This window comes from Dyella sp. S184 (assembly GCF_009766065.1).
Lineage (GTDB): Bacteria > Pseudomonadota > Gammaproteobacteria > Xanthomonadales > Rhodanobacteraceae > Rhodanobacter.
Genome location: NZ_LMUE01000002.1, coordinates 1,615,097 through 1,637,184 on the forward strand (window position 1 = coordinate 1,615,097; position 22,088 = coordinate 1,637,184).

Consider the following 22,088-nt stretch of genomic DNA (forward strand, 5'->3'; position numbering starts at 1 on the left):
TCCAGCATTCGCCAGAGACGATCTTTTTCGCCATCGGTCATTCGACCGAACACTCAACGGTGAGCAACATGCTCAACTGACAGTAAATCCCGAAAAAGGCCTGGATCCTGTTTCAACACGCTGAACGGATATTTTTCTCAACGCTTTGACGCCGACCAAGATGCCCACACCCATGGCGAACGGCAATTCCCAACTGCAATGAACCGGACTGGAAATTGTTTGAATCAACGCACTCAAGACGCCTGTACCGATGCATACCCTACCGACGGAGTCGAACACGCCGGCCATGCGTAGGTGGCCCGAGAGTAGTTGAGCAGAGCTAGATGGCTTCCCGGCTAAAGCCACCTTATGTTCCATGCTGCGATACATAACCACAAACCCCGTAGCGCACGCAGAGAAGGCGGCTACCGTTGGCATGAGCCACACGCTCGCATAGGCGTATTCACCCGGTATACGGATCACGAGCCACGTCAACGCCGCCACGGCGAGGGCCGCGAAAAGACAGCTGACGATCGACGAAATATTTGTCATGGTGAATTCCTCCGCACTCAGCGTACTAAGCGTTCTTTACGAGCTTGGCGAGTTTTCGTGAGAAGTAGATAGATGCTTCATGAAACGAAGCGTGTTGCGATGCGGACTCAATCAAGGTGACTATGGCACCCGAAACCATTCCGTTCTTGGACAAAGTTGACGACGAAGGATGAAAAATCACTCCTTTGCAGATACCTAACGAACTCAGTCAGCCACGCCGCAAGCACGAGTCACTTCCTCCCAAAGCCGATCAGTCTCGCCATCGGCGATGACTTGATAGGCATTTCTACCTTCAAACACCCTGTGGTGCATGCACATCCATCGCACCGCGCGCGCCCGGTCGCCAAGCCCACTTATCAGCGTATTGGAGAAATCGCTGAGGTGCTCCTCAAGGATCGAGAACGCAACAAAGGCTGTCCTCTCCTTCATGGAATAGGCCTCTTCGAGTTGCGCGCTCACCGTCTCGAATGGGTTTCTCTCTCTCATGTGCGTGACCCCAAAAATCAGTCGCGATAGCCACGCCCAATCGATCTCAAAAAACCTATAACGAGGCCGACATCACCCGCCTGGACCAGTTCCTGAGCCGTCTTGCCGCCGAGTTCACTTATCTTCGCCGTCAGGTACCAATCGCGTAAGCGCTCTTCTTCATGGTCGATTTCTCTAGCCAATCGCAGCACAGCCTCGAAGTCCTTATCCAATACACCATTGTGAGCGGCATTGGTTGTGGGAGCCTTCTGCCATGTGACCGCCAAAAGGTGTGTCGCCATCGTGCAATCCTCATCACGGGCCAGTGCAGGCTACAGTACGCACAATGCTGATCTTCTTCTTGTAGGTTTTTGCACTGGAATGTGGGTTTTTCCAAATCGCCCGCTGGAATCCACGCCGGTTGGCGCCGCCGTATGCGGGGAGCAATAGGCAGTGCTAGGTAGCGAAGAAGAATACACTTTTGAGCATTGAATTGCCTCATACGTCAGCGCATAGTCGTTACGATTGAGGACAAGGTAGGGATCCCGCTCACATCCGTATTTTCGGTGCTCGCGATGGATGACAGGTGACTCTTTTGAACGAGACCAAAGAACGATTCGGGATCCTCGTTGTGGATGACCATCCCGTCATGCGAGACGGGTTGCGGGCGGTCATCGAACAAGAATCCGATATGGAATTAGCCGGCGAAGCAGCCGATGGCAGGGAAGCGATCGATCAGTTTCGAAAGCTGCTTCCCGACGTGATGTTGATTGACCTTCAGATGCCTGTCATGGACGGGCTGCAGGCTATTACCGCCATTCGCGCCGAATTTCCCGACGCGATCATCATCGTGCTAACGACCTTCCCGGGAGATGCGCGAGTTGTTCGAGCCTTCACGCTCGGCGCCACGTCCTACCTTCTGAAGACCGCTCGTCGTGACGAAATCATTAAAGCGATACGTGGTGCACTGGCTGGTCGCCATATCGTGGCCCCCGAGGTTGCTCAAGAAATTGCAAGCCACACAGGACGAGAGAGACTGACTGATCGTGAGGTTGTCGTTCTCTCTCTGGTGGCTCAAGGGCGCAGCAATCGCGATATCGCTGAGGCACTGAATGTCACCGAAGATACGGTCAAGGCACGTATGAAGAGCATCATGGCCAAGCTGGGTGCCGAAGACCGCACGCACGCCGTTATGATCGCGGTCAAGCGTGGCTTCCTGGATTCGTTTCCCTAGCGAGCTGGCGCAATATTGCATCGCTAACCAACTACGCGCTTTCGGCCCTCCAAGCGGAGCCTTGGGATTTGCGCCACGCGCCGGGAGTGACACCCAATTTTTGCGTGAAGACGCGGCTAAAGTGACTTTGATCCGAAAAGCCAGCGTTAAAGGCAATTTGCGCCAAAGACGTATCGGTACTCGACATGAGTTCGATCGCCAGGTCGATGCGACGATAGAGAAGCCACTGATGTGGCGATACTCCGGTACTCCTCTTAAACCCTCTCACTAGCGCTCCGGCGGATAAGCTGCAGGCATCCGCAAGCTCTGTGATCGATATGCCCTCAAATAGTCGATCACGCATCATCTGCGTGACTAGACGTTGTTGCCATGGGGCGAGCGTACCTTTGACGATGGCGGTAGCAGACGAAGACCCGGCGAAATTGGAAGCGAAGTAAGCACATAGGCCCTGAAGAAGATGGTCTACGAGCGGCTGATGAGAGGTCGATGGGTTACGAAAGATAGTTAACAGCGTTTGACCAATGCACAAGATGGTTGAATCTCTAACGTATTCGCCAGGCTGCAAAGCGATGTCGCCAGCACTCAGATTATCGAGCTCCCCGCTTACTTCGCTGATCGCGCTTCGCGGCATGTAGAAATACAACGAATGGAGCGGATCTCCAATGTAAACAAATGGATCTCTGCGTAAATCTAAGAGATATGTGGTTCCTGCCTCATAGGCCATTGAACATACCGATCGACCATCGCACCACAACTCGTGCGCGGTCTGCTGCTTGAAGTTCAGGCAGATTAGATAGGCATCATCGCTTCCCATCGGCGAGGTCATGCCGTAGCCGCCTTTATCGATACTCAGCTCTGTAACAGCGAGCCGGCTTCCCCGCTTCGTCTGACTCTGAAGCGTAGGCGGACTACTTATCTGAAACGAACGTCCTAACCTTTCACCAAATGCACCTTCATACATAGCCGCCTCTCTCAACCTGATATGTACACCTGTGCTCGTCTAAACGTTACGCGCATTCAGATCTGTCCGATGCCTCCATCAGGGTAGAATTCTTGACCCAAAGGAATAATTCGAATGACTCAAAAGTGTATGTCGACATGTCAGAGGAGTTCGCTTCGTGTCGAAAAGCTAGCGTCACCGCTACGGCGCGGATATGTCAGATAACAGTAGGCAGAGACGATCTCATCTGGCGATCAAGATCGATCGAATTCGTGGCCGAGCCGGCCGCTTTGGCGGCTGGCGCCTCTCCCGAGAGTAGCTTGAGGCCTCTGCTCAGGGTCGATAGAAGACCTTGCGTATTAGAAAAACTGCTATATGTCGCCGCTCAGATGAGCGGCGACATATAGGTCTTGGCAAGAATCGAATTAATGCTCAGGGCAAAAGTGGGGCTCGCGGTTGATCATAGCGATCACAGAGGCGGCCATGTCCCCGGCAAGAGAGCGAAAGACACGTTGCTGTGCGTCGACCAATTCATCGATACCGCCGGACGCACGCTCGAAGAAGACACGCTGACATGACCACGACTTCATCTTTTGCCCTTGGTCCAGAGAAACCCGCCAGCTGGCCACAAGCTCAACGTGAGATCCCATCGTTGCATCGAGCTTTTGAACTTGAACGCCTACTTGCGGGATGGAGGCCCCCGTACTGTCGACGCCTTGAACATCATCCAAACCGTAGTCCCGCCGCCAGGCATCACCCAAGGCAGCCCTGATTTCATCCGTTAAAGGCGCGGCCCATCGATCTGCCGGTTCCCGGATCAAGGTGTTGCCACTATCGCGAACAACCAATTGCTCGGTATCCACTTCTGCGGGAATTTGCACCGTGGTCAGGTGTGCCTTGAACTTTGAGGCCAAAGTCTCTGGATTGCTGGCCCCCGGCTGTAGGGTGTGAAATCGGAAACCAGTGGAAGCGCATCCTACAAGAAGCGCCAACACGACCACCATCGCATAGCTCTTCATGGATGACCGCCTTGGGGTGCTTTGCCGCCCGAAGAGTGGTCAGAAGACGAAGCGTTCGGACGACCGCGGATCAAGGATTCCGGATGTTCATTCAACATATCCGACACACCACGCAAGGAGTAGCTCAGTCGAGTCAACTCGACGAGGAGCTGGTTGAGGTTCGTTTGTAGAGACGACTCGGGTTGCAGCGCGCCGTTGGCTGTCTGGAGGGTCAATGTCGCCTGCCCCAGAGTCGCATGTGCAGTAGGAAGGGTCTGCGTATTGAGGAGATGGAGTGTCTTACCCAGTTCAGCGACGTCGTGATCGACCCCTTTTCCGATCGAATCGAAAGGAATTTTCTGGATTTTATTGACCATGCCCGCCAGTTGTTCTGGCAATTGGCTCAAACTGCCCGGAACCGTGGGTATCGACAGAGGTCTGCGCTGCTCGTCAAACGATACGGTAGATGCGTGGGGGACAAAGTCGAGCGATATGTAGAGCTGCCCAGTGAGCAAATTTCCCGAGCGTGCTTGTGCCCTCAATCCATCTTTCACCATGGATCCGACGAAGGTGGCCACTTGCGCTTCGTTGCCCTCGCTTGAAGGAAACTTGGCTAACACCGGCCCCAATCGATGTGCGTAAACAACCAGGTCGACGACCACGCTAAACTTTCGCGTAGGCGGGTCGTAATCGAGGGTGACCTTGCGCACGTCACCCACGTTGACTCCGAAGAACTCAACTGCAGCCCCTTTCTCCAAGCCTCGAAGGGCCTCGGGAAAGCGAAGTTGAAAAAAGATAGGAGTGCCCTCGCGATCGGACATCGCCGCGTCCTGGTCGACCGCCAACGGAAATACCGTGTCCGGTGCAACCTCGGTCAAGTCTTTCGCTTCGGGGGCGTTATCAAATGCGATGCCTCCTGACACAATCGTCGCCAACGACTGAGTTCGCATCTTGAGTCCGGTGGAGGTGAGCGACACATCCAGCCCGCTGGCATTCCAGAATCGCGTGGCGTCACTGACAAACTGATCGTAAGGCGCGCGAACGAAGACACGAATGGCAACGGTCTTCGTCGCACCGTCGAGTGAGTATGCCGATACCCTTCCCACTTCGATGTGGCGAAAATACAGGGGCGAGCCCACATTGATCGAATTCAGGTCATCCGTCTTCAATACAAAACTACGCCCCTGCTCCCCGCTTGTGACCATCGGAGGGTTCTCGAGCGCGACGTAGGATTTCTTTGCCTTGGCCTGCGCGCCTGGATCAAGTGCGATATAGGCCCCGGAAAGCAATGTATCGATTCCCGATACACCCCCAGGGCCAATTTGTGGACGCACAATCCAAAATTGCGTGTTGGCGTGGAGCAGGCGCTGCGCGCTCTTCTCAAATTGCACCGTCGCCAGAACGCGGTCGTCGTCATTCAGTCCAACCGAACTGACTGTGCCGACAACGACTTCCTTATATTTGACGAGGGTCTTGCCCGCCTGCAAACCGGAGGCAGAGTCGAAGCTCACCACGACTGAGGGACCCTGTTGAAGCTTTGCATGGACCAGCAGGCCAATGCCGATCGCGATCGCGATGAGAGGAATGACCCACACGATCGGTGTGCGATGTTTTCGAAGCTGAACGCGCGGATCTCGAAAGGGTCCTGGAGAGGACGTCGTAGGCTCAGCCATGAGCCACCTTTCGATCCCACGTTAAACGCCCATCAAAGCTAAGCGCAGACATCATGGTCAGCACCACCGTAGCACCAAAGAAAACGATACCGAGCCGCGGCTCGGCGACCCCCAGCGCATTAAATTGAATAAGTGCGGCAACGATGGCTACGACAAGGACATCGAGCATCGACCAATAGCCAATCCCTTCGACGAACTTCAAAAGTCGAGTCTTGCCGACCATCGCCTGCTCCGTGGTCGATCCATTCCACAATAGAAAACTCATGGCGATAAACTTCGTGCATGGCACGGCGACGCTGGCCAGAAAAATGAGCAGAGCGATATCCCACGAGCCGGATTCCCAAAACTCCATAATTCCGCCGACGATCGTGCTATCGGCTTCATCACCCAGCATCTTCGTATACATCACCGGATAGATATTCGCGGGGATATACAGCGCCAATGCCGCGATGAGATAGGCGGTTGATCGTGCATGCGAATTGTGTTTCCGAACACGCAAGGCGCTTCCACATCGCCAGCAATAGAGCGTCTCAATCTCACAGCAGGATCGACCTTCGCAAACCATTCCGCAGAGGTAACAGGAGACCAAATCGAGCTCGCGCGCCCTCATACCACTCGACATGGCAAATGCCTCTCATACAGACGCCACAGCTCGTCAGTGTCGTGTGCTGTAATAACCACCATAAGTGGCGCCAGCAACGCGACGCAGACCACCCCTGCCCCGGCCACCACATGTAAGTAGCTGGACAACTTGACGATGGCCACCAGCACGCCGAGCAAAAAGACCTCGGTCATGCCCCAGGGGCGGCTGGCATGAAGGAAGCGCAAGACGGTGACGAAGTAAGGACACGCTTTCCCGACAGCGGCGAATGAAAGCAGCCACAACAAGAGTGCAATTTGAAATCCTGGAATGCCAATGATGACGACTCCTGCAGCAATGGCCGTAGGTGTCCCAGGCCCTTGCGCCAACGCCGAGATGGATTGCCACACGGTCGCCTCGCTTTGCAGACCGTCGAGACTGATGGTCGCCACTGGGAACGTATTGGCAAAAATGAACAAGCATCCGGCTGTGATCGTCCATGCTAGCCACGCACCGATCGAAAGCAGCGACCCCTTTCCAAGCCTTGAACCGCAGCGGCTGCAGAAGCAACTGGCACCTTGCACCATGGCCTGTCGATCGTAAACCTCATCGCACTGCTCGCAGAGCATGAGATCGGGATAAGCGCGCACATCAGACACATCAGATCCCTCGATCTCTTACAACAGAACGCTATCCCCTCTTGGGTGGGCGCTGTACGTCCTATGTCCCGAGTACTGCAGCGTTGTCACGATCCGACTCATCAGTGCGAACGCTTGAGCCACCTTCTCGTTGAACGCGGAGAAGGCGATCATAGAATCGCTGAACCAAGATCGAATCAAATAGCTGCAGTGATGGGTGCTACTTTCTACGAACTTTCACCGACAGCCAATCTCACTTTCGGTAATTCTTTTCTACTCTTTCGAGTCGACATCCAGGGATGTTTCATCCACCGAAGTTCATTGAACTTACGCCGATCCAGCGGCTCAACTACCGCGAAGAGCCTGCCGCTGCGGCGGCTAACTGTCAGATCCATGTGCCACGGATCAGCAAGGGCTAACGCTGCGCGCAACCGCCGATCCTTCTTGCGCATCCGTCCATCCGTGGTCTGCGCTTTGTCGCAATACGAACCGACCGCCAAGTAATGGTTATCGATATCGGTAAGGGGAATGGGTTTCCAGCTCATAAGCGATCGCGTCTCCTTTAGCGACCCACTGGCCAACTTTACGAAAACCAATTCAGAGCATGCTATCCATTGTCAAAGCTGCTCCGCGATGAAGGTGCCCACATGCATGTCATCGCCGATCGCGTTCATGATCGCCTGATCGTCATGGCGAACATTTGGGTCTGGTTCAAGAACACCGGAGACATCGAAAACGATGAAGCACAACCACGAGCGACTGTCCTCAGTCTTCGGCTCACCCAGATCGAAACGTTTGAAGCGACTGAGGCGGCCCCATCCGTTTCCGGTCCCAATCGCCCGATAACAAGCATTTTCAGGGTCCGAGGCCTCTCCGAGATAGACGATGTCGTTGGTGTTGCTGCACAGCACGCCAAAAGTGTGCATGAGTACTTCCCTGGATGACCTTTGACCCTAACGATAAGGGCGATGAATCTCAGCCACCGAGATAGTGTGCGAGCCCAAAGGAGAAGCACATGTTCGCCATGGTTCCTGGCGATGGCGCTCATGCCGTGACGGTCAAGCGGTGGGCATCCTATCGCCCCACCGGCTTTGCGCTGACGGCCAGATTTCGTGAGCGGCACACCGATCTTGCGAGAAAGCCGTCCCTTAGCGGCGGCTAAGCCTGATGCTCGCTTCCAAGAGAGTGACAGCCCAGCTATTCCTTTCCTGCGACCCATGAAGCTCCCCCTATGTACTTAACAGCCAAATATACGGACCCGTGAGTCTGGCTATGCATCCCTGGTCACGTGTCGGAACGGCATTGAGGCCACTGAGTCAGTGGATGCGACTCGGCGGTTCGTGTTTAAGGTTAAGGACGCTTATCAAAATGTGCCAATCAGATCGCGCCACTGACTCATCGCATTGTGCCAAATGACTAGAGATCGTTGGGCTAAGACTTGTCTGTTGACGACGGTCGCTGTTCGGGGTGAAGCACTGTCGCTGCATGCTCAGTCATATGCGAGCCACTCCGTTTTTTGACGCTATGGCATCTCCGCTGCTGTTAATAGCGAACAGAGAGCCGATCGCTAAAATGATGGCGAACGCAACAAGACATCCGAGTACTGGATGGTTATACGTCGCGGTCGGTCCCATGGAATCGGTAGTGAGACTGACGGAACCGATCTCGACAGGAGAGCGAACTACTGCCCTCAACGGGGTGATGCGCAGTTGAAATTATTTTGGATTGCCAAGGTGACACACGATGCGAGTGAATGTGCAAATCAACAACCAAGTTGTCATTTCTTCCAATTACTAATTAGGTACCGCACTGATACAAATGCGCGGATGATTTCAGTGTGCAATGGGTTCGCCGAAGCCTCACACCATCAGTCGTTCTGAAGGCAAGCCATGGCGCAGCCCGCAAATATCTCTTCGGATCTAAAAGTCAGTGATTTGGCCACCAACATCGCAGGGCCTGCCTCGACGACCATCCTCTCTAACTCCGGCGTGAGCGCTGTCAAGGTGGAGCCACCTAAGACAGGTGGCCCAAACCGATCCTTTTTATGCGACGCCACCGAACCATATTTGCGAGTGCATTCACGCACGCGAAACGCTCTCACGCCGGACATGATCGCCGAAGCTAGCGACGCTTTGGATCTAGTAGCACCTAGCGAGTTAGTCCTAGCAGTTGTTCTGACCGCCGCAGATTTCGTAGAAGAGCGCATGCCAAACTTCAGAAGTAACCGAACATGTCTTTGAACCGAATCATCATTCTTGGTGGTGGCTTCGGTGGTATCGCGGCTGTTCGTGCGCTTAAGGGATGCGATGCAGAGGTCCTATTGCTGGATCGTCGAAACCATCACATATTCCAGCCATTGCTGTATCAAGTGGCAACTGCCGTGCTCGCCCCATCAGAGGTGGCCGCGCCGCTGCGGCAGCTTGCCCAAGAGCAACCCAATCTGTCGGTGATGATGGGCGAAGTCACTGGTGTGGATCTTGCTGCCAAGATCGTGCGCCTTAAAGCCCCGGGGCTGCCTGAGCGACGGCTGGCCTTCGACTATTTGGTGGTTGCGACAGGAGCACGCCCAAGTTACTTCGGGCACGATGAATTTGCGGCCTATGCCCCTAGTCTGAAAACACTGGCGGATGCAGAAGCAATTCGCGCACGGGTGCTCAGCGCATACGAATTCGCCGAGCAGACAGACGATCTTGAGGAACGCTCCAGGGCGCTCACTTTCGTTCTGGTAGGCGGAGGTGCGACCGGTGTAGAACTCGCCGCTTCAATCGCGCAAATGGCTCGTATTACGATGCGTTGCAACTTCAGACGCATTGATGCTGCTGACACTAGGATTCTCCTTCTTGAAGGCGGCAAGCGTATTCTCGCCAATTTCGACGAATCACTTTCTCGCAAGGCAGCTCTGCGGCTCGAGAAACTCGGCGTGACTGTCCGCACCGGCGTCGTAGTTGAAGTTGTCGACGAACGAGGTGTGTTCGCTTCCGGTGAGAGAATTGAAAGCGCGACGGTTTTGTGGACGGCGGGTGTCCAGGCATCTCCGATCGTCAAAATGCTGGACACGACGACGGATCGTGCAGGCCGTGCTTGTGTTGGACCCTTTCTTTCTCTGGCGGATCACTCGAACGTATTCGTGGTGGGGGACGCTGCCGCGTTCATTCAGGCAGATAGGCCACTACCGGGCGTTGCACAAGTGGCGATCCAGCAAGGTCGCTACGTCGGCAAACGGATCGCAGGAGAAATTCGGAAGCGCCGGCCAGATTCAAGGCCCTTTGAGTATTTCGACCGAGGCAACATGGCAGTAGTTGGCAAGAATTTTGCCGTCTTGGAGCGCGGCCGCATCCGCACAAGCGGCTTCGCAACCTGGCTCCTCTGGGCGTTCCTTCACGTGATGTTCCTGCCGCAGCTGCAAAACCGTCTGCGGGTTCAGATGCAGTGGCTCTGGTCCTATTTCAGTGGGCAACGCAGCTCGCGTTTGATACCTGAACCTCTAAACGCAAAGCCTGAGCAAGTCGTGTCAAAGGTGGGCAAGCTCTGATGGATATCACGCCGCTATCACTCTCGCGCGCGCAGCTCGCCCTGCGTTGAAGCTGATCAACGGCCGCGTCACAAGCGTTGCAGAAGTACGACTTCTTGGTGCTGTTCCCCATCAATTTCACATGGCTAGCCAGATATCGCGAAGCACTCAAGAAGCTCACGCGATGGAGCTAACGCGCTCTGCTCCGTAACGGTCCGGATTTGATAGACACCAAGCAGCCGTTGCAGCGATGCATATTTGCGTAGCGCATCCGGCAGAACAATTCACCCGGACGTGATCCAACCTGCATCACATGCGCGCCAATTGGCGCAATGCGATGAGTCCGCGGCGCGATCTGATTGGCGCATTTTGATGAGCGCCTCTACCCTTAAATTCAAACCAGCGAGTCCCAAACGCGGGGCTCATTGGGCTTCATGCCGTGCTGACGTAAAGGATCGGAGCGTCGAGAATTTTCGCGGTGCAGTTGCGATTGCAAATACTCATGCAAGGAGATGTTCGATGAAAACAATCACGAAGCACTACATTGATGGGGCGTTCGTTGAGTCCCACGGCCGCGAGGTTATCGAGAGCATCAATCCGAGCAACGGCAAGGTGATCGGGAAGACGCTACTCGGAGACGAGGAAGATGCAAAGTTCGCCATCGCCGCGGCCAAGCAGGCACTCATCAGTTTCGCCCATACGACCAAGGAGGAACGCGCCAGTATGTTGCACAGGCTGCATGAGGTAGTCGCTGCACGTATTGACGATCTAATAGCCGTGATGATTGAAGAATACGGCGGCACCGCACAGTTCTCTGAAATTATTGTGCGATCCGCTGCCGAGTCGTTTCTTCAGGCCGAGAAAGCGCTCCAGCAGTTGCCGTTGGTTCGAACCTGGGACAAGACCACAGTCTTCTATGAGCCTGTAGGAGTTGCCGGCCTAATCACGGCCTGGAACGCGAATGCGCTGTTCATTTCAGTCAAGCTTGCCTCGGCGATTGCCGCTGGTTGTACGGTGGTCATCAAACCCAGCGAAATGAGTTCGCTACAGACACAGGTATTGCTCGAATGTTTGCATGAGGCAAGACTCCCGAGTGGTGTTTTCAACGTGGTCATTGGTCGTGGAGACGTCGTCGGAGCCGAACTCGTTCGAAATCCAGATGTCGCCAAGATCTCCTTCACGGGCTCGGCCGCCGTTGGTGAAAAGATCATGCGCGACGGCGCCGCGACGATGAAGCGTGTCACGCTCGAGCTGGGAGGCAAGTCCCCCAACATATTGCTCGATGATGTCGAGCTCGACAAAGCAATCCCAACCGCCCTCGGCATCGCATTCATGAACAGCGGCCAAGCGTGTGCAGCAGGGACACGGCTGCTTGTGCCTAAGAGTCGCCTCGACGACGTCAAGAAAGCTATTTTGGGCGCTATGCCGGCCTTTGCAGTGGGTGACCCGGCCAACAGAAAGACCACCGTAGGCCCCATGGTTTCGAAGAAACAATATGAACAAGTGCAGGCTTATATCCGCACTGGTATCTCGGAAGGTGCGGACGTTCTCGTCGGAGGTGAGGGCCATCCACAAGGTTTCGAGGCGGGTTACTTCGTGAAACCAACGGTGTTTGTGAATGTGACGAACGACATGACCATTGCTCAGGAAGAGATTTTCGGTCCCGTTCTGTGCGTCATTACCTACGAAAGCGAAGAAGACGCCGTCCGAATTGCCAACGACTCGCGCTATGGGCTGCATGGCTTCGTAAGCGGCGCGGATCTGCAGCGCGCACGTCGTGTGGCCTCCCAGATCATCGCCGGGCGCGTGGTGATCAATGGCATGCGCGATGATCAACAGGCACCATGGGGCGGATTCAAGCATTCCGGTGTTGGCCGCGAATTTGGCACATTCGGGATCGAGGCGTTTCTTGAATCACGGGCCATCCTTGAATAACACGACCTTCGTCTCCGATCGACGCATCAGAAGGTCAACCCATGAGCAAGCGCGTCACTATCTCCCTCGTTGAAGTCGCGGATCGCCTCGCCATCCGCGAACTCGTCGAAGCTTGTGCACACTGCGCGGATCGTCGTGATGCAAAAGGTCAGATGTCGCTCTTTACGCCAAACACCCACTTTGTGGTCTACATGAATGCGAAAGATCTGACGCCATCAATGGAACTTCATTCGCGTGATGCACTCGCCCCGGTCTTTGCGGATCTCAACAAGTATGACGCAACGACCCACTTCATCGGCCAGAGCACGATCTCCTCGCTGACCGCTGACTATGCTACCGGCGAGACCTATTGCCTCGCGCATCACGTGACGGCCGAGAATGAAATGCGCCGGTTGATGGTTGCGTCCCTTCGTTATTCCGACACGTTCGTAAAGACGGATGATCAGTGGCTGTTTGCAGAACGTAAGCTCTTCGTCGATTGGGTGGATGAGCGCCCACTGTCATGAGCACCACAAATTGGACAGCTTCGATGGTTGCGATTCAGCGCGTATCGGAGACGTAAATGACACCCACAAAGTCGGACAAAATGCGCGTAGTCGTTGTTGGCGCGACGGGAATGGTGGGCGGCTACGTGCTTCGTTACGCCCTCGATCACCCCGATGTTAGTCACGTGACGTCGATCGCGCGTGGAAAGATTGGCATCAAGCACCCGAAGCTCGAAGAAGTTGTTCATCAAAACTTCGCAGACTGCTCCGAGCTGGCACCGGTGTTATCGGATCAAGATGCCGCGATCTTTTGCCTGGGCGCGTATACCGGTGCCGTGTCAGACACGGAACTCCGCGCCATTACGGTTGAATATACGATCGAGTTCGCGCATGTCCTGTCCGAAAACAGCCCCAACGCGGCGTTTACATTTTTAAGTGGGAGCGGCGCGGATCCATCGGGACGAAGCCGCATCCCCTTCGCTCGTTACAAAGGACAAGCAGAGAGCGCACTGCGCGTGGCGGGGTTCCCCACTACCTACTTCTTCCGCCCTGCTTACATCTATCCCGTGAAGCCGCGAACGGAACCTAATTTCGGCTACCGTTTATTACGCGCAATCTACCCAGTGTTCCGGATACTTTTCCCCAACCAGGTGATTCGAGTCGACGACTTGGCTCGAATCATGGTGGGCGTCACTGTCCAGGCAACGCCAACGCCTCAAGCGCTGGTTTTCGAGAACCGTGACATTCGAACGTTGCTTCGTCAGTTGCCTGCGGCATCAATTAGCGCATAGTAAACACCGCAAACACTCCCTCGCCTCATCAGGGACGATCAGAATGACACTGAGACATGGTGCGGACTGTGCTGCGTGCCGTGCGATTCCCGGCGGTCAGGGAAATGACCATGCATTACGTGGAAGTGACTGTGTAATTTTCCGTGCTACCTGGTACCACATCAATCTAAACAGGACTCGCATTGAGGAACGAAATGACTGACCTCGTGCCCATTCCAATTGTCCTTTTCGAGCACTTTGCACGAGCAGGCCTCGACGTTCAGGCGATTCTTCGTCGAGCGAACCTCCCCTCTGCCCGATTCAATGTCCCCAAACCAGAGGGCACCACGGCGGAGTTTTTCGCTCTTTGGCATGCCGTTGAGCAAAGCGGTGCTGACGAGGATCTTGGGCTACGCCTTGGTATCGAAGCGCTCACCGATGAGGAAAACGTGGCAGCGCTCGCAGCGCTGCACTCGGCCTCACTGGGTGAGGGGCTTGAGAGGCTGGCCCGTTACAAGCGCATGGTGTGTCCTGAAAAGGTCTGGGTCGACATCGTGCATGGTGAAGCCCAACTGCGCTTTGAGTGGATCCTCGCCGATGAAGCTCCCCCGGCGCTACTGACCGACTTGATCTTTGCTGGTGTCGTGAATCTCGCCCGCCAAGGAACCGGTACACCTGTGACGCCACAACGCATCGAATTGACCAGGCATCGCGCAAATGAGGCGATGCTTCGTAAGCATTTTGGTTGCGAGCTCAGATTCAATGCTCCGCATGATCTATTGGTCTTCGACGAGACCGCACTTTCGCTGCCCATGGTTCATCGAAATGCCCAGCTTCTCGCGGTTCTTTTGCCGGGACTGGAGTTGGCACTTCCGAAAAACAACACGGCACGAACACTCGTTGATGATGTACGCAAAGTTCTCAGCGAAATGATCAACGGAGATCGTCCTGCCATCGCGAAAGTTGCCAAGTCTCTGGGAATGAGCGTGCGTACACTGCAACGCCGTCTCGGCGAGCTCGGCACAAGCTACCAGGATCTTCTCGACAATGTCCGACATCAATGGGCGCAACGCTTACTTAAGACAAAGGACCTTGGGATAGGAGAAGTCGCGTTTTTGCTTGGCTTTGAAGAGGTCAATTCTTTCGCGCGCGCCTTTCAGGATTGGGAAGGCACAACGCCGGCGAAGTGGCGCACACAAATTTCAAGAGTGCGCGTCGGATAGGAAACGTCGTCGCCGGCACGCTGGAGCCCGTGCCGGATGGCTACCTGTCCGATGGGATGTCGTAGCCCGGCGGCGGAGCGCAGCATGGCGGCCCAAGACCGATGGTTGCGCGCCCGAGCGACTTGACCGTGGGTACCGGTTCACTCGGGAAATTCGGTCGGTCGGTGTTGCCCACTAGCGCGAAGCGGTAGTCGTTACCAGCGACGGGACGGAAGCTGAAGCGTCCACCAGCGATCACCTTCATGGGTACGCCGTTCTCGCTGATTTGTACCTCACCCTTCCACGGTGTGGCAAAGCGCAAGGCTTCGTCTGCGCCGTGATGTAGGGTGAATGCGCTCAACTGACCGTCGATGGCTTCCACCTCGATGGTCATGCTATCGCGCAGGGCGACGGTGCCGGCCATCGTCCATCCGGGCGGGATCGCCGGGCCGACCCGGATCAAGCCGTCGTCATCCTGGATCGCCAGCACCTCGGAGAGCGCCAGTGCAGTTACCCCGGCCTGCTCGAGATAGAACTCGTTGGGCGGCCCGGCGACCAAGGCGGCCATGCCGTTGGGATACACCTGATAGAGCTGTACCAACTGGAAGATGGCCTGCGATACCTCGTCACCCAGGCCCAGTCGCGCAGCCTGAATCGGGTCATCGCTCCAGTCCGCGGCGTCGACGAACGGGCGCAGTGCATAAGTGCGCCGGGCGATCGCAAACAGCGGATCGTCCAGGCCGATCTGGCCGTACGGCCAGACTGCCTCGAGACCGATGTTCTCGCCGTTGCGGTAGGGCGATTCGGGGTCGTAGCTGGCGGCCAGCACACGATCGGCCGGCAGCGCCGCGGGCGAAGGCGAGGCGACTTGCGACGCGGCCACTACCGGTAGCGGCGGCGTCCTGCGCAGTGCGGCGTCCAGTGAAGCGACTAGAGCCGTATCGCATCGCAACAGCTTCGCTGCCGCGATGGTGGCGGGATACAGCGCGCGGATAGCGGCGAGGTCGGTCGCCGGGTCGGTCACGTCATCTGGGTTTCATGGGCATTGGAGGGCGCGGTATGCAGCAGGCCATCGGGTCCCGGCTTCTGATAGCTGAGCAGGAAGCGCGCGGATTGCGCCATCAACGGATAGTAGGTCTGCAGGAAGGCGCGGTCGTGCGTCTGCAGATAGGTGCGCCAAACCCACAGACCGATCTCAGCGCCGCTGCTCAATGTGCGCGCGTTGGCTTGCGCCGTCCAACCCAGGTCGCAACTGTGGGTGACGATAGGGAACGGCCGGAACCGGTCGCTCTCGTACTCCACGCCGTTGCCGTTGAAGCGCATCGTCTCCGGCACGCAGATGCCGGGGCGGCCGCCCATGTGGTCGTGGGTCCAGCGCTGGATGGCGTCAAGCTGATCGCGATACAGCGCGAACACCGGCGCGTTGAGCTCAGGCAGACCGGACGCGAGATTGGCGCCGACTTGCATGCGCAGGTTCCAGAACCAGAACGCGGCCGGGTCCCACAGGTGATCATCCCTGGTCGAGGAGAACAGGTCGGCAACGCCGGCCTGCGAGCCCGGCATGCTGCCCGCCTCGTGCGCCGCTGATGCGAACAGGAACAACGTGCGCAAGGTCTCGGCGTAGCGTGCGGTGCCATCAGCCGACTCGGCACGGATCAGGAGCACGTGCGACCAGAACGCATGCCACCACGCCGCAGTCGTGCCGGCGTTGACGGCGGGAGCGAGGATCTCGCGGACGCTTTCGAAGGCCGGGCGATGAGCGTCAAAGGCCGGTGCGGCGATCAGCACCCGCAGACGGCCATCCGCGGTCGGTCGCACCGTTACCTCCACCGTGCGCGCATCAATTACGCGCGCCTGCGCGTCGCGTCCGATTGCCTCGATGGCGGCCAGCGAACCGAAGCGACGACCCGAAGCCCCGGGCTGCCGATCGTCGAGCCAGTCCTGCGCGAGCAGCGCGATGTCGCCCTGCACCGACGCGGTCGATGTGCGCGGCGGCCACAGTTGCAGGCGGATCCGCTGCACCTGCTGCGGAGCCAGTCCGCTCAGGTCGACGATCAGCCGGTCGGCTTGGTGGTCGACCCATGCCCTCAGCGTGGTGCCGCCGCCGTGTTCTTCCAGCACGCCGTCATACAGATCGAGCCGGCCATGGAAGGCTCGATCGACGATGAGCGGCTTCAGATCCGGAAAGACGACCTGGCCCGGCGAGTCGCGTCCGGGCAGCGTGTCACTGCGATTGAGCTGTACGGTCAGGCCATTGGCCGCCCACAGCGCGACACCTAGCCGGCCGTTGCCCAAGCCCATCGCCTGGCTGGGCAGGACATTCGGCTGATCGATGGCGATGTCCGAACGCGGGACCACCTCGGCGACCGGCACGGTTTCAGCCGGCGCATGGCCGGACGACAGGCCCGTCGCCAGCACTGCAGCAAAAAACCATGCGCGAGCTATCGGTGAAACTTGAGGCAGGTTCATAAGCTGTCGCTTGGAAATAATCTCAGATACATATCACCAGAGGGAGAGCAGCAGGTCGCTCTCGCGAAGGGGTCAACACCATCGGCCCTGCTACTCAACTCATGGAGATTACCTCGATGTACAACTATCCCGTACTGGAATGTCTTATTGCATTTGCCATCGTATTCTCGATCGGCTTTTTCTCTGCCGATAACGGCCGCCGCGGGGAAACCGCGGCACCGAAACTCGGAGTGGCTCGCACATGAGCCCCTCATGCCCTCGCTGTCACACCGCGTTCTCGTCCCTCGACGCCGGGCTCAAACCAGGGCGGCCGCCATCGGCAGTGTTGCCGACAGCGCCAGACTTTCAATGTCTTCAGGCTCGACAGCCTTCTTGGCTTTTTGCATCGCGATGCCGACCGCCGACCGGATGGCGGCATCACGGTTGGCCGCATTCGATTGGAAGGGGAACCGTGATACGCCCTTGGCGTACCCCATACATCAGCGTTCTTAGGCACAACAGGCGACCAACAAAAGCGACTCCGCCGACGTTGAGTAATGGTCATTAGCCTTGAAATGTTGACAGTCTTCCGTGTGATGGAAGAACGACATTCTTCGCCGCGAATTTCAGGCTTCAACTGATAACGCTTGACAAGTCAATACGCTCGTACGTATTGTACCCTAATGCAACCTTCTCTACGTGAAAACATCCTCAACGCCGGCGTAAAAGTGATGTTCCGGTCTGGATATGTGGGGGCCACGGTGCGCGATATTTGCAGCGCGGCGGGCGCTCCTCACGGTTCGTTTACGAATCACTTTCGCTCCAAAGAGCAATTTGCCAGAGAAGTTTTAGACCGCTACTTTGCCAACCTTCAAGGGCATGTTCGAGAGGCTCTGGGCGACAAGTCTCTTACTCCCCGGAAGCGTCTAGAGCGTTATCTGGAAATCATCAGTGGCGTCCTGGCAGACGAGAAGTGGAATCGAGGTTGTCTGATTGGTGACTTCAGCCTTGAGACCGTCTTGCAGAGCAAACCTTTGCACCAAAGGCTAGAAGCAATCTTTAAAGAGTGGCGCGCGCCGTTTGCTTTGTGCATTGCTGAGGCTCAGGCCATCGGCGAAATCGATTCAACCTTTGACCCCACAGATCTCGCCGAATTCCTCCTTTCTTCATGGGAGGGGGCAATTCTTCGCATGAAGGTGGAGCGCGGCCCTGCCCCGCTCGAACGGTTCCGAAAAATCATCTTCCAAACCGTATTCAAAGAGCAGAAATGACAATCCATTCTGATATTGCCCTGCCCCATATCAATGTTCTGAATTCCACGATGGCGTACCGTGAGGCGGGGGACAGCGAAGCCCCGGTGGTTCTCTTTCTACACGGGAACCCTACGTCATCCTACATATGGCGGAAGATTCTTCCGATGGTCGCGCCGGTGGCGCATTGCATCGCCCCGGATCTAATCGGGTTTGGACAATCGGGAAAACCCGACATCGAGTACCGGTTCTCCGATCACGTGCAGTACCTCGATGGGTTCCTCGAACAGGCAGGAATCACCTCGGCGTTCGTGGTCGCCCAAGACTGGGGATCCGGACTGGCATTCGATCTAGCAGCCCGTCGGCCCGATTTCATTCGCGGACTAGCTTTCATGGAGTTCATCCGGCCGATGCCTACCTGGAACGACTTCCACCCAGATCAGATTGAAACCTTCCAGAAATTCAGGACTCCTAGTGTAGGCGAGGAGATGATCCTTGAAGGCAACGCGTTTGTCGAAGAAGTACTTCCTGCGGCGACCGTTCGGAAGCTGACGGAAGAGGAGATGTCTGTTTACAGAGCACCTTTCCCAACTCCTAAATCGCGGCGGCCCACCTGGCGATTCCCTAATGAATTGCCGATCGAGGGAAAGCCGGCGGATGTATATTCAATCATCGAGAAAGCGCACGACGCTCTGGCAGAGTCGTCTTACCCGAAGCTGCTCTTTGTGGGAAATCCAGGCGCTCTCATTTCACCAGCCTTCGCCGAGAGCTTTGCAAAGAGGCTCAAGAACTGCAGAGTGGTACAGCTCAGCTCTGGCCTTCACTATCTGCAGGAGGACCATCCGGATGTCATTGGTTCCAATATCAAAGAGTGGCTCATCGATTTGAGCATTGATTCCAGCCCAAAGCAGAAAGTGAGGTTGTCATGAACCGAAATCTAATTTTTCTATGTGCGGCATCAATTCTTGGAGGTACTGCTTTGGCTAGGTCCCAAACGGCTCCAGAGATCAAGCGAACGCCGATACTCACCGCCGAGGTCTCACCGAGCAAGACAGTCGATCATGTACAGATCACTCGTCTTGACTTCAAACCCGGACAGATCACCGGACGACATATGCATCCTGTCCCGGTAGTCGGCTATGTCGAGTCGGGGGTTTTCCTAGTTAAGATAGAAGGCCAAATTCAGAAGCGCTATACCGCCGGACAGGTGATCTATGAGCCGGCGAATACGACCATCGAGCGATATGACAACGGATCCTCGACTGAGCCGGCTGTTCTGATCGCCTACTATCTAGCGGGAGCGAAAGACCAGGTCTTGATCAAGTTTCTGCCTCCGCGTTAACTCTCAAAAGCGCGGCATAGCCCCTCATCAAGCTTCATCGCTCTGGCAAGGGGATGAATTTTATGGCATTTCGGCGGCTGTCGCTTTCAAGATTACGGCAGTTTTTTGCAAGATCTTCCAGCCAAGGGTAGTGACCTGCGTCTTCGACGACGATAAGGCTTGAGTTGGGGTGCACGTCCCGGATCTGCCAGCTATAAAGAATCCCGGATCGAAATGCCCGAAGACGAGCGTCACCGGTGCCTTGAGATTTCTCATTCCCTCACGGCCGTCCGCACACGGTATTTTTCCCCTGCGCCACCATATCGTCATGAAAGTTCAACGAACTGGCCATGACCTCAACGAGCAGTTCCCACGTCTCGGCTCTGGACGATCTTCCTCAGCCAGCACCAAATTTTCTAAGCCATCAGGTGCTCTCAGTCTAACTAGTCTCATGAAACCAGTCCTTCGTTTGCACATACAGAAGCGCGAGCGTGCTGAGTAACGATTGCCATCGCCTCAAGGCTGCATTGCGAATGAATTGGATTACTCACGCGGGAGCGCGTGACCTGTTTCCAACAACGTCTTGAGATGGGGGGTTCTACCCCGTCACCTAAACTCGTCAGTACTATGCATGCAGCCTAACGCTTGAAATCAGCGGCACGCGTAGTGTTTCCGCTGGATTGAGTTGTTGCCAGGCGGGTCGCTTCCAGCTTGCCTTGGGCGAAACCGGCACGGGAGGCAGGAATGCGGGTCGCCGGATCCATCTGGTTCGTGCCCATGGCGGCTCGGGACTCTGGGTCCGGTGTGATCACTTCGACGTGGCTGCCCTGCTTGCGCAGGGCCTCGACTTGGCTTGCCAGGTCATTGCCCCATTCCGGACATCTACGCAAGCCCTCGAACTGACCCGGCGGTAGTGGCCCGTTTCGTTCGCTGAACGGCGTGAGCACCACAACATTCGCGTAGCCTGAGGCAAGGTCGGCGTTGTCGGCGGAACGCACGCCACCGTTTATGTAGCGAGTGCCGTTGATGCTGTGCGTGGGGGCCATACCGGGCAACGCGGTGGCCGCGGTGACCGCATCCACCAAGTCGACGCCGGAGTAGCGGTCGAACGCAGCCAACTCTCCGGTATGCGCGTCGACGGCAACCACAATCATCGGCCTGTCCGGCCATTCAAGACGAGGCAGCCTGGAGGCGACCAATGCGCGTCGCTGTCCCGCTGCCGCGGGGCCGAGTGTGGAGTCGCTTTCCAAGCCGAACGCGCCCATCGCAAGTCGTAGATCAGCTGCCGAGGTGGCGGCGGCGCCGATGGCCCTCATCCGCTCTAATACCGTGGCCATCGGCAAGGACGGAGGCGAGGACGGCGGCCGGTCCCGGGTCTGTCCGACCGGTTGAACCGGCGGAGACAGCACCGCGGCCAACAGTTCGGCCGGCGGAATGCCGCTGCGCACGTGCGCAGCCACGGTGGCGCCGGACGAGGTACCGATCACCAGATCGGCGGCCTCTGTCATATCGAAACCAGCTTCGGCCAGGCCGGCGATGATACCGATCTGCCACGCATTTCCGGCAGCCCCGCCACCACCGAGAACCAGAGCAACGTTTTTGTGAGCCGCCTGTTCACTTTCCAGCGCAAGGTGCGTGATGCGCTTATGCGCAGCGGTCAAGTGAAATCCATGCTTGCTGATGTCGTCCAAGCAAGCACTCACATCGACGCCTTGATAGGGTTCGTCGTGATGCAGTTCTATCGTCTTGAAGGTGATCCAAGGGCCATATTGCCGCGGCAGGTTCGTTCCCTGCTCATCGAGCGTGAAGCCGAACACGCGGTCCTGGCCTCTTAAAACATGCACTCTCGCCATGAGTAGTTCTCACTTCGCTTGCTTAGAAACCGATTGGGACACAAGCTGTCGCCCAGCCGGCGCCCCGTGTGGCGCAGGAATCGACGAACCGCTTGGAAGGCGTTACATTCCTGCCATATCGTTGGCGTCACCAACAATCTAACACGAGTTGCCCGTGTCGCCAATGGCAAATCGCAGGCATCACCAAACTTTTTCTGGGACGCGATGGACATCACTAGACATGCAGGCCAAGCACCTCTATGGCGTAATCTGGC

23 protein-coding genes are annotated in these 22,088 nt (G+C 56.5%); 9 read left to right on the forward strand and 14 right to left on the reverse strand.

Annotated elements, in window-relative coordinates; genetic code table 11:
* Window positions 1–72: 72 nt before the first annotated feature.
* From GSQ75_RS07100 to GSQ75_RS07110, 3 genes are all read right to left on the reverse strand, one after another.
* Entirely contained in the window at window positions 73–531 is a 459-nt protein-coding gene (locus tag GSQ75_RS07100; protein WP_158753751.1) for a hypothetical protein, read from the reverse strand.
* A gap of 204 nt (window positions 532–735) precedes the next feature.
* The gene (locus GSQ75_RS07105; RefSeq protein ID WP_216840624.1) at window positions 736–1,017 is read right to left on the reverse strand and encodes a hypothetical protein; all 282 of its coding nucleotides are present in this window, start codon (window positions 1,015–1,017) and stop codon (window positions 736–738) included.
* Between the two features lie 17 nt (window positions 1,018–1,034).
* On the reverse strand, window positions 1,035–1,298 hold the full coding sequence (locus GSQ75_RS07110; RefSeq protein ID WP_158753753.1) for a hypothetical protein: 264 nt from the start codon (window positions 1,296–1,298) through the stop codon (window positions 1,035–1,037).
* A gap of 293 nt (window positions 1,299–1,591) precedes the next feature.
* On the opposite strand from GSQ75_RS07110, the gene GSQ75_RS07115 reads away from it, so the two are divergent.
* A complete protein-coding gene (locus GSQ75_RS07115; protein WP_158753754.1) occupies window positions 1,592–2,230 on the forward strand; it encodes a response regulator transcription factor in 639 nt (212 codons plus the stop codon).
* Window positions 2,231–2,261: 31 nt separating this feature from the next.
* Here GSQ75_RS07115 and GSQ75_RS07120 read toward each other — a convergent pair whose 3' ends face one another.
* From GSQ75_RS07120 to GSQ75_RS07150, 7 genes are all read right to left on the reverse strand, one after another.
* A complete protein-coding gene (locus tag GSQ75_RS07120) occupies window positions 2,262–3,056 on the reverse strand; it encodes an AraC family transcriptional regulator (protein WP_158753755.1) in 795 nt (264 codons plus the stop codon).
* A gap of 539 nt (window positions 3,057–3,595) precedes the next feature.
* Window positions 3,596–4,189: a PqiC family protein gene (locus GSQ75_RS07125; RefSeq protein ID WP_158753756.1), complete on the reverse strand. Its 594-nt coding sequence runs from the start codon at window positions 4,187–4,189 to the stop codon at window positions 3,596–3,598.
* Window positions 4,186–5,841, reverse strand: a complete 1,656-nt coding sequence (locus tag GSQ75_RS07130) for an MlaD family protein (RefSeq protein WP_158753757.1) — start codon at window positions 5,839–5,841, stop codon at window positions 4,186–4,188. Before GSQ75_RS07130 ends, GSQ75_RS07125 begins: the two co-directional genes overlap by 4 nt.
* Window positions 5,834–6,340 carry a paraquat-inducible protein A gene (locus GSQ75_RS07135; protein ID WP_254058461.1) on the reverse strand — a complete coding sequence of 169 codons (507 nt, stop codon included), beginning with the start codon at window positions 6,338–6,340 and terminating at the stop codon, window positions 5,834–5,836. The genes GSQ75_RS07130 and GSQ75_RS07135 overlap by 8 nt, the downstream gene beginning before the upstream one ends.
* A 107-nt stretch (window positions 6,341–6,447) precedes the next feature.
* A complete protein-coding gene (locus GSQ75_RS07140; protein WP_158753759.1) occupies window positions 6,448–7,080 on the reverse strand; it encodes a paraquat-inducible protein A in 633 nt (210 codons plus the stop codon).
* A gap of 206 nt (window positions 7,081–7,286) precedes the next feature.
* A complete protein-coding gene (locus GSQ75_RS07145) occupies window positions 7,287–7,604 on the reverse strand; it encodes a hypothetical protein (RefSeq protein ID WP_158753760.1) in 318 nt (105 codons plus the stop codon).
* A gap of 72 nt (window positions 7,605–7,676) precedes the next feature.
* Window positions 7,677–7,985: a hypothetical protein gene (locus tag GSQ75_RS07150; protein ID WP_158753761.1), complete on the reverse strand. Its 309-nt coding sequence runs from the start codon at window positions 7,983–7,985 to the stop codon at window positions 7,677–7,679.
* Between the two features lie 1,304 nt (window positions 7,986–9,289).
* Between GSQ75_RS07150 and GSQ75_RS07160 the strand changes: the two genes are divergently transcribed.
* From GSQ75_RS07160 to GSQ75_RS07180, 5 genes are all read left to right on the forward strand, one after another.
* The gene (locus GSQ75_RS07160) at window positions 9,290–10,591 is read left to right on the forward strand and encodes an NAD(P)/FAD-dependent oxidoreductase (protein ID WP_158753763.1); all 1,302 of its coding nucleotides are present in this window, start codon (window positions 9,290–9,292) and stop codon (window positions 10,589–10,591) included.
* Window positions 10,592–11,089: 498 nt separating this feature from the next.
* A complete protein-coding gene (locus GSQ75_RS07165) occupies window positions 11,090–12,505 on the forward strand; it encodes an aldehyde dehydrogenase family protein (protein ID WP_158753764.1) in 1,416 nt (471 codons plus the stop codon).
* 41 nt (window positions 12,506–12,546) lie between these two features.
* Window positions 12,547–13,011 carry a nuclear transport factor 2 family protein gene (locus tag GSQ75_RS07170; protein ID WP_158753765.1) on the forward strand — a complete coding sequence of 155 codons (465 nt, stop codon included), beginning with the start codon at window positions 12,547–12,549 and terminating at the stop codon, window positions 13,009–13,011.
* A gap of 56 nt (window positions 13,012–13,067) precedes the next feature.
* A complete protein-coding gene (locus tag GSQ75_RS07175; protein WP_158753766.1) occupies window positions 13,068–13,781 on the forward strand; it encodes an NAD-dependent epimerase/dehydratase family protein in 714 nt (237 codons plus the stop codon).
* Between the two features lie 194 nt (window positions 13,782–13,975).
* Window positions 13,976–14,983, forward strand: a complete 1,008-nt coding sequence (locus GSQ75_RS07180; protein ID WP_158753767.1) for an AraC family transcriptional regulator — start codon at window positions 13,976–13,978, stop codon at window positions 14,981–14,983.
* 40 nt (window positions 14,984–15,023) lie between these two features.
* Here GSQ75_RS07180 and GSQ75_RS07185 read toward each other — a convergent pair whose 3' ends face one another.
* The 3 genes from GSQ75_RS07185 to GSQ75_RS07195 all read right to left on the reverse strand — a co-directional run bounded on the left by GSQ75_RS07185 (window position 15,024) and on the right by GSQ75_RS07195 (window position 17,907).
* Window positions 15,024–15,986: a hypothetical protein gene (locus GSQ75_RS07185; RefSeq protein ID WP_158753768.1), complete on the reverse strand. Its 963-nt coding sequence runs from the start codon at window positions 15,984–15,986 to the stop codon at window positions 15,024–15,026.
* Complete coding sequence (locus tag GSQ75_RS07190) at window positions 15,983–17,431, reverse strand: hypothetical protein (protein WP_158753769.1); 1,449 nt, start codon at window positions 17,429–17,431, stop codon at window positions 15,983–15,985. The genes GSQ75_RS07185 and GSQ75_RS07190 overlap by 4 nt, the downstream gene beginning before the upstream one ends.
* A 296-nt stretch (window positions 17,432–17,727) precedes the next feature.
* A complete protein-coding gene (locus GSQ75_RS07195; protein WP_158753770.1) occupies window positions 17,728–17,907 on the reverse strand; it encodes a hypothetical protein in 180 nt (59 codons plus the stop codon).
* Window positions 17,908–18,093: 186 nt separating this feature from the next.
* Between GSQ75_RS07195 and GSQ75_RS07200 the strand changes: the two genes are divergently transcribed.
* The 3 genes from GSQ75_RS07200 to GSQ75_RS07210 are packed head-to-tail and all read left to right on the forward strand — an operon-like array spanning window position 18,094 to window position 20,002.
* Complete coding sequence (locus tag GSQ75_RS07200) at window positions 18,094–18,681, forward strand: TetR/AcrR family transcriptional regulator (RefSeq protein WP_158753771.1); 588 nt, start codon at window positions 18,094–18,096, stop codon at window positions 18,679–18,681.
* The gene (locus GSQ75_RS07205; RefSeq protein WP_158753772.1) at window positions 18,678–19,589 is read left to right on the forward strand and encodes a haloalkane dehalogenase; all 912 of its coding nucleotides are present in this window, start codon (window positions 18,678–18,680) and stop codon (window positions 19,587–19,589) included. Before GSQ75_RS07200 ends, GSQ75_RS07205 begins: the two co-directional genes overlap by 4 nt.
* Window positions 19,586–20,002: a cupin domain-containing protein gene (locus tag GSQ75_RS07210; RefSeq protein ID WP_158753773.1), complete on the forward strand. Its 417-nt coding sequence runs from the start codon at window positions 19,586–19,588 to the stop codon at window positions 20,000–20,002. The genes GSQ75_RS07205 and GSQ75_RS07210 overlap by 4 nt, the downstream gene beginning before the upstream one ends.
* A gap of 617 nt (window positions 20,003–20,619) precedes the next feature.
* Here the strand turns inward: GSQ75_RS07210 and GSQ75_RS07215 are convergent.
* Window positions 20,620–21,834: a patatin-like phospholipase family protein gene (locus tag GSQ75_RS07215; RefSeq protein WP_216840625.1), complete on the reverse strand. Its 1,215-nt coding sequence runs from the start codon at window positions 21,832–21,834 to the stop codon at window positions 20,620–20,622.
* Window positions 21,835–22,088 lie beyond the last annotated feature (254 nt).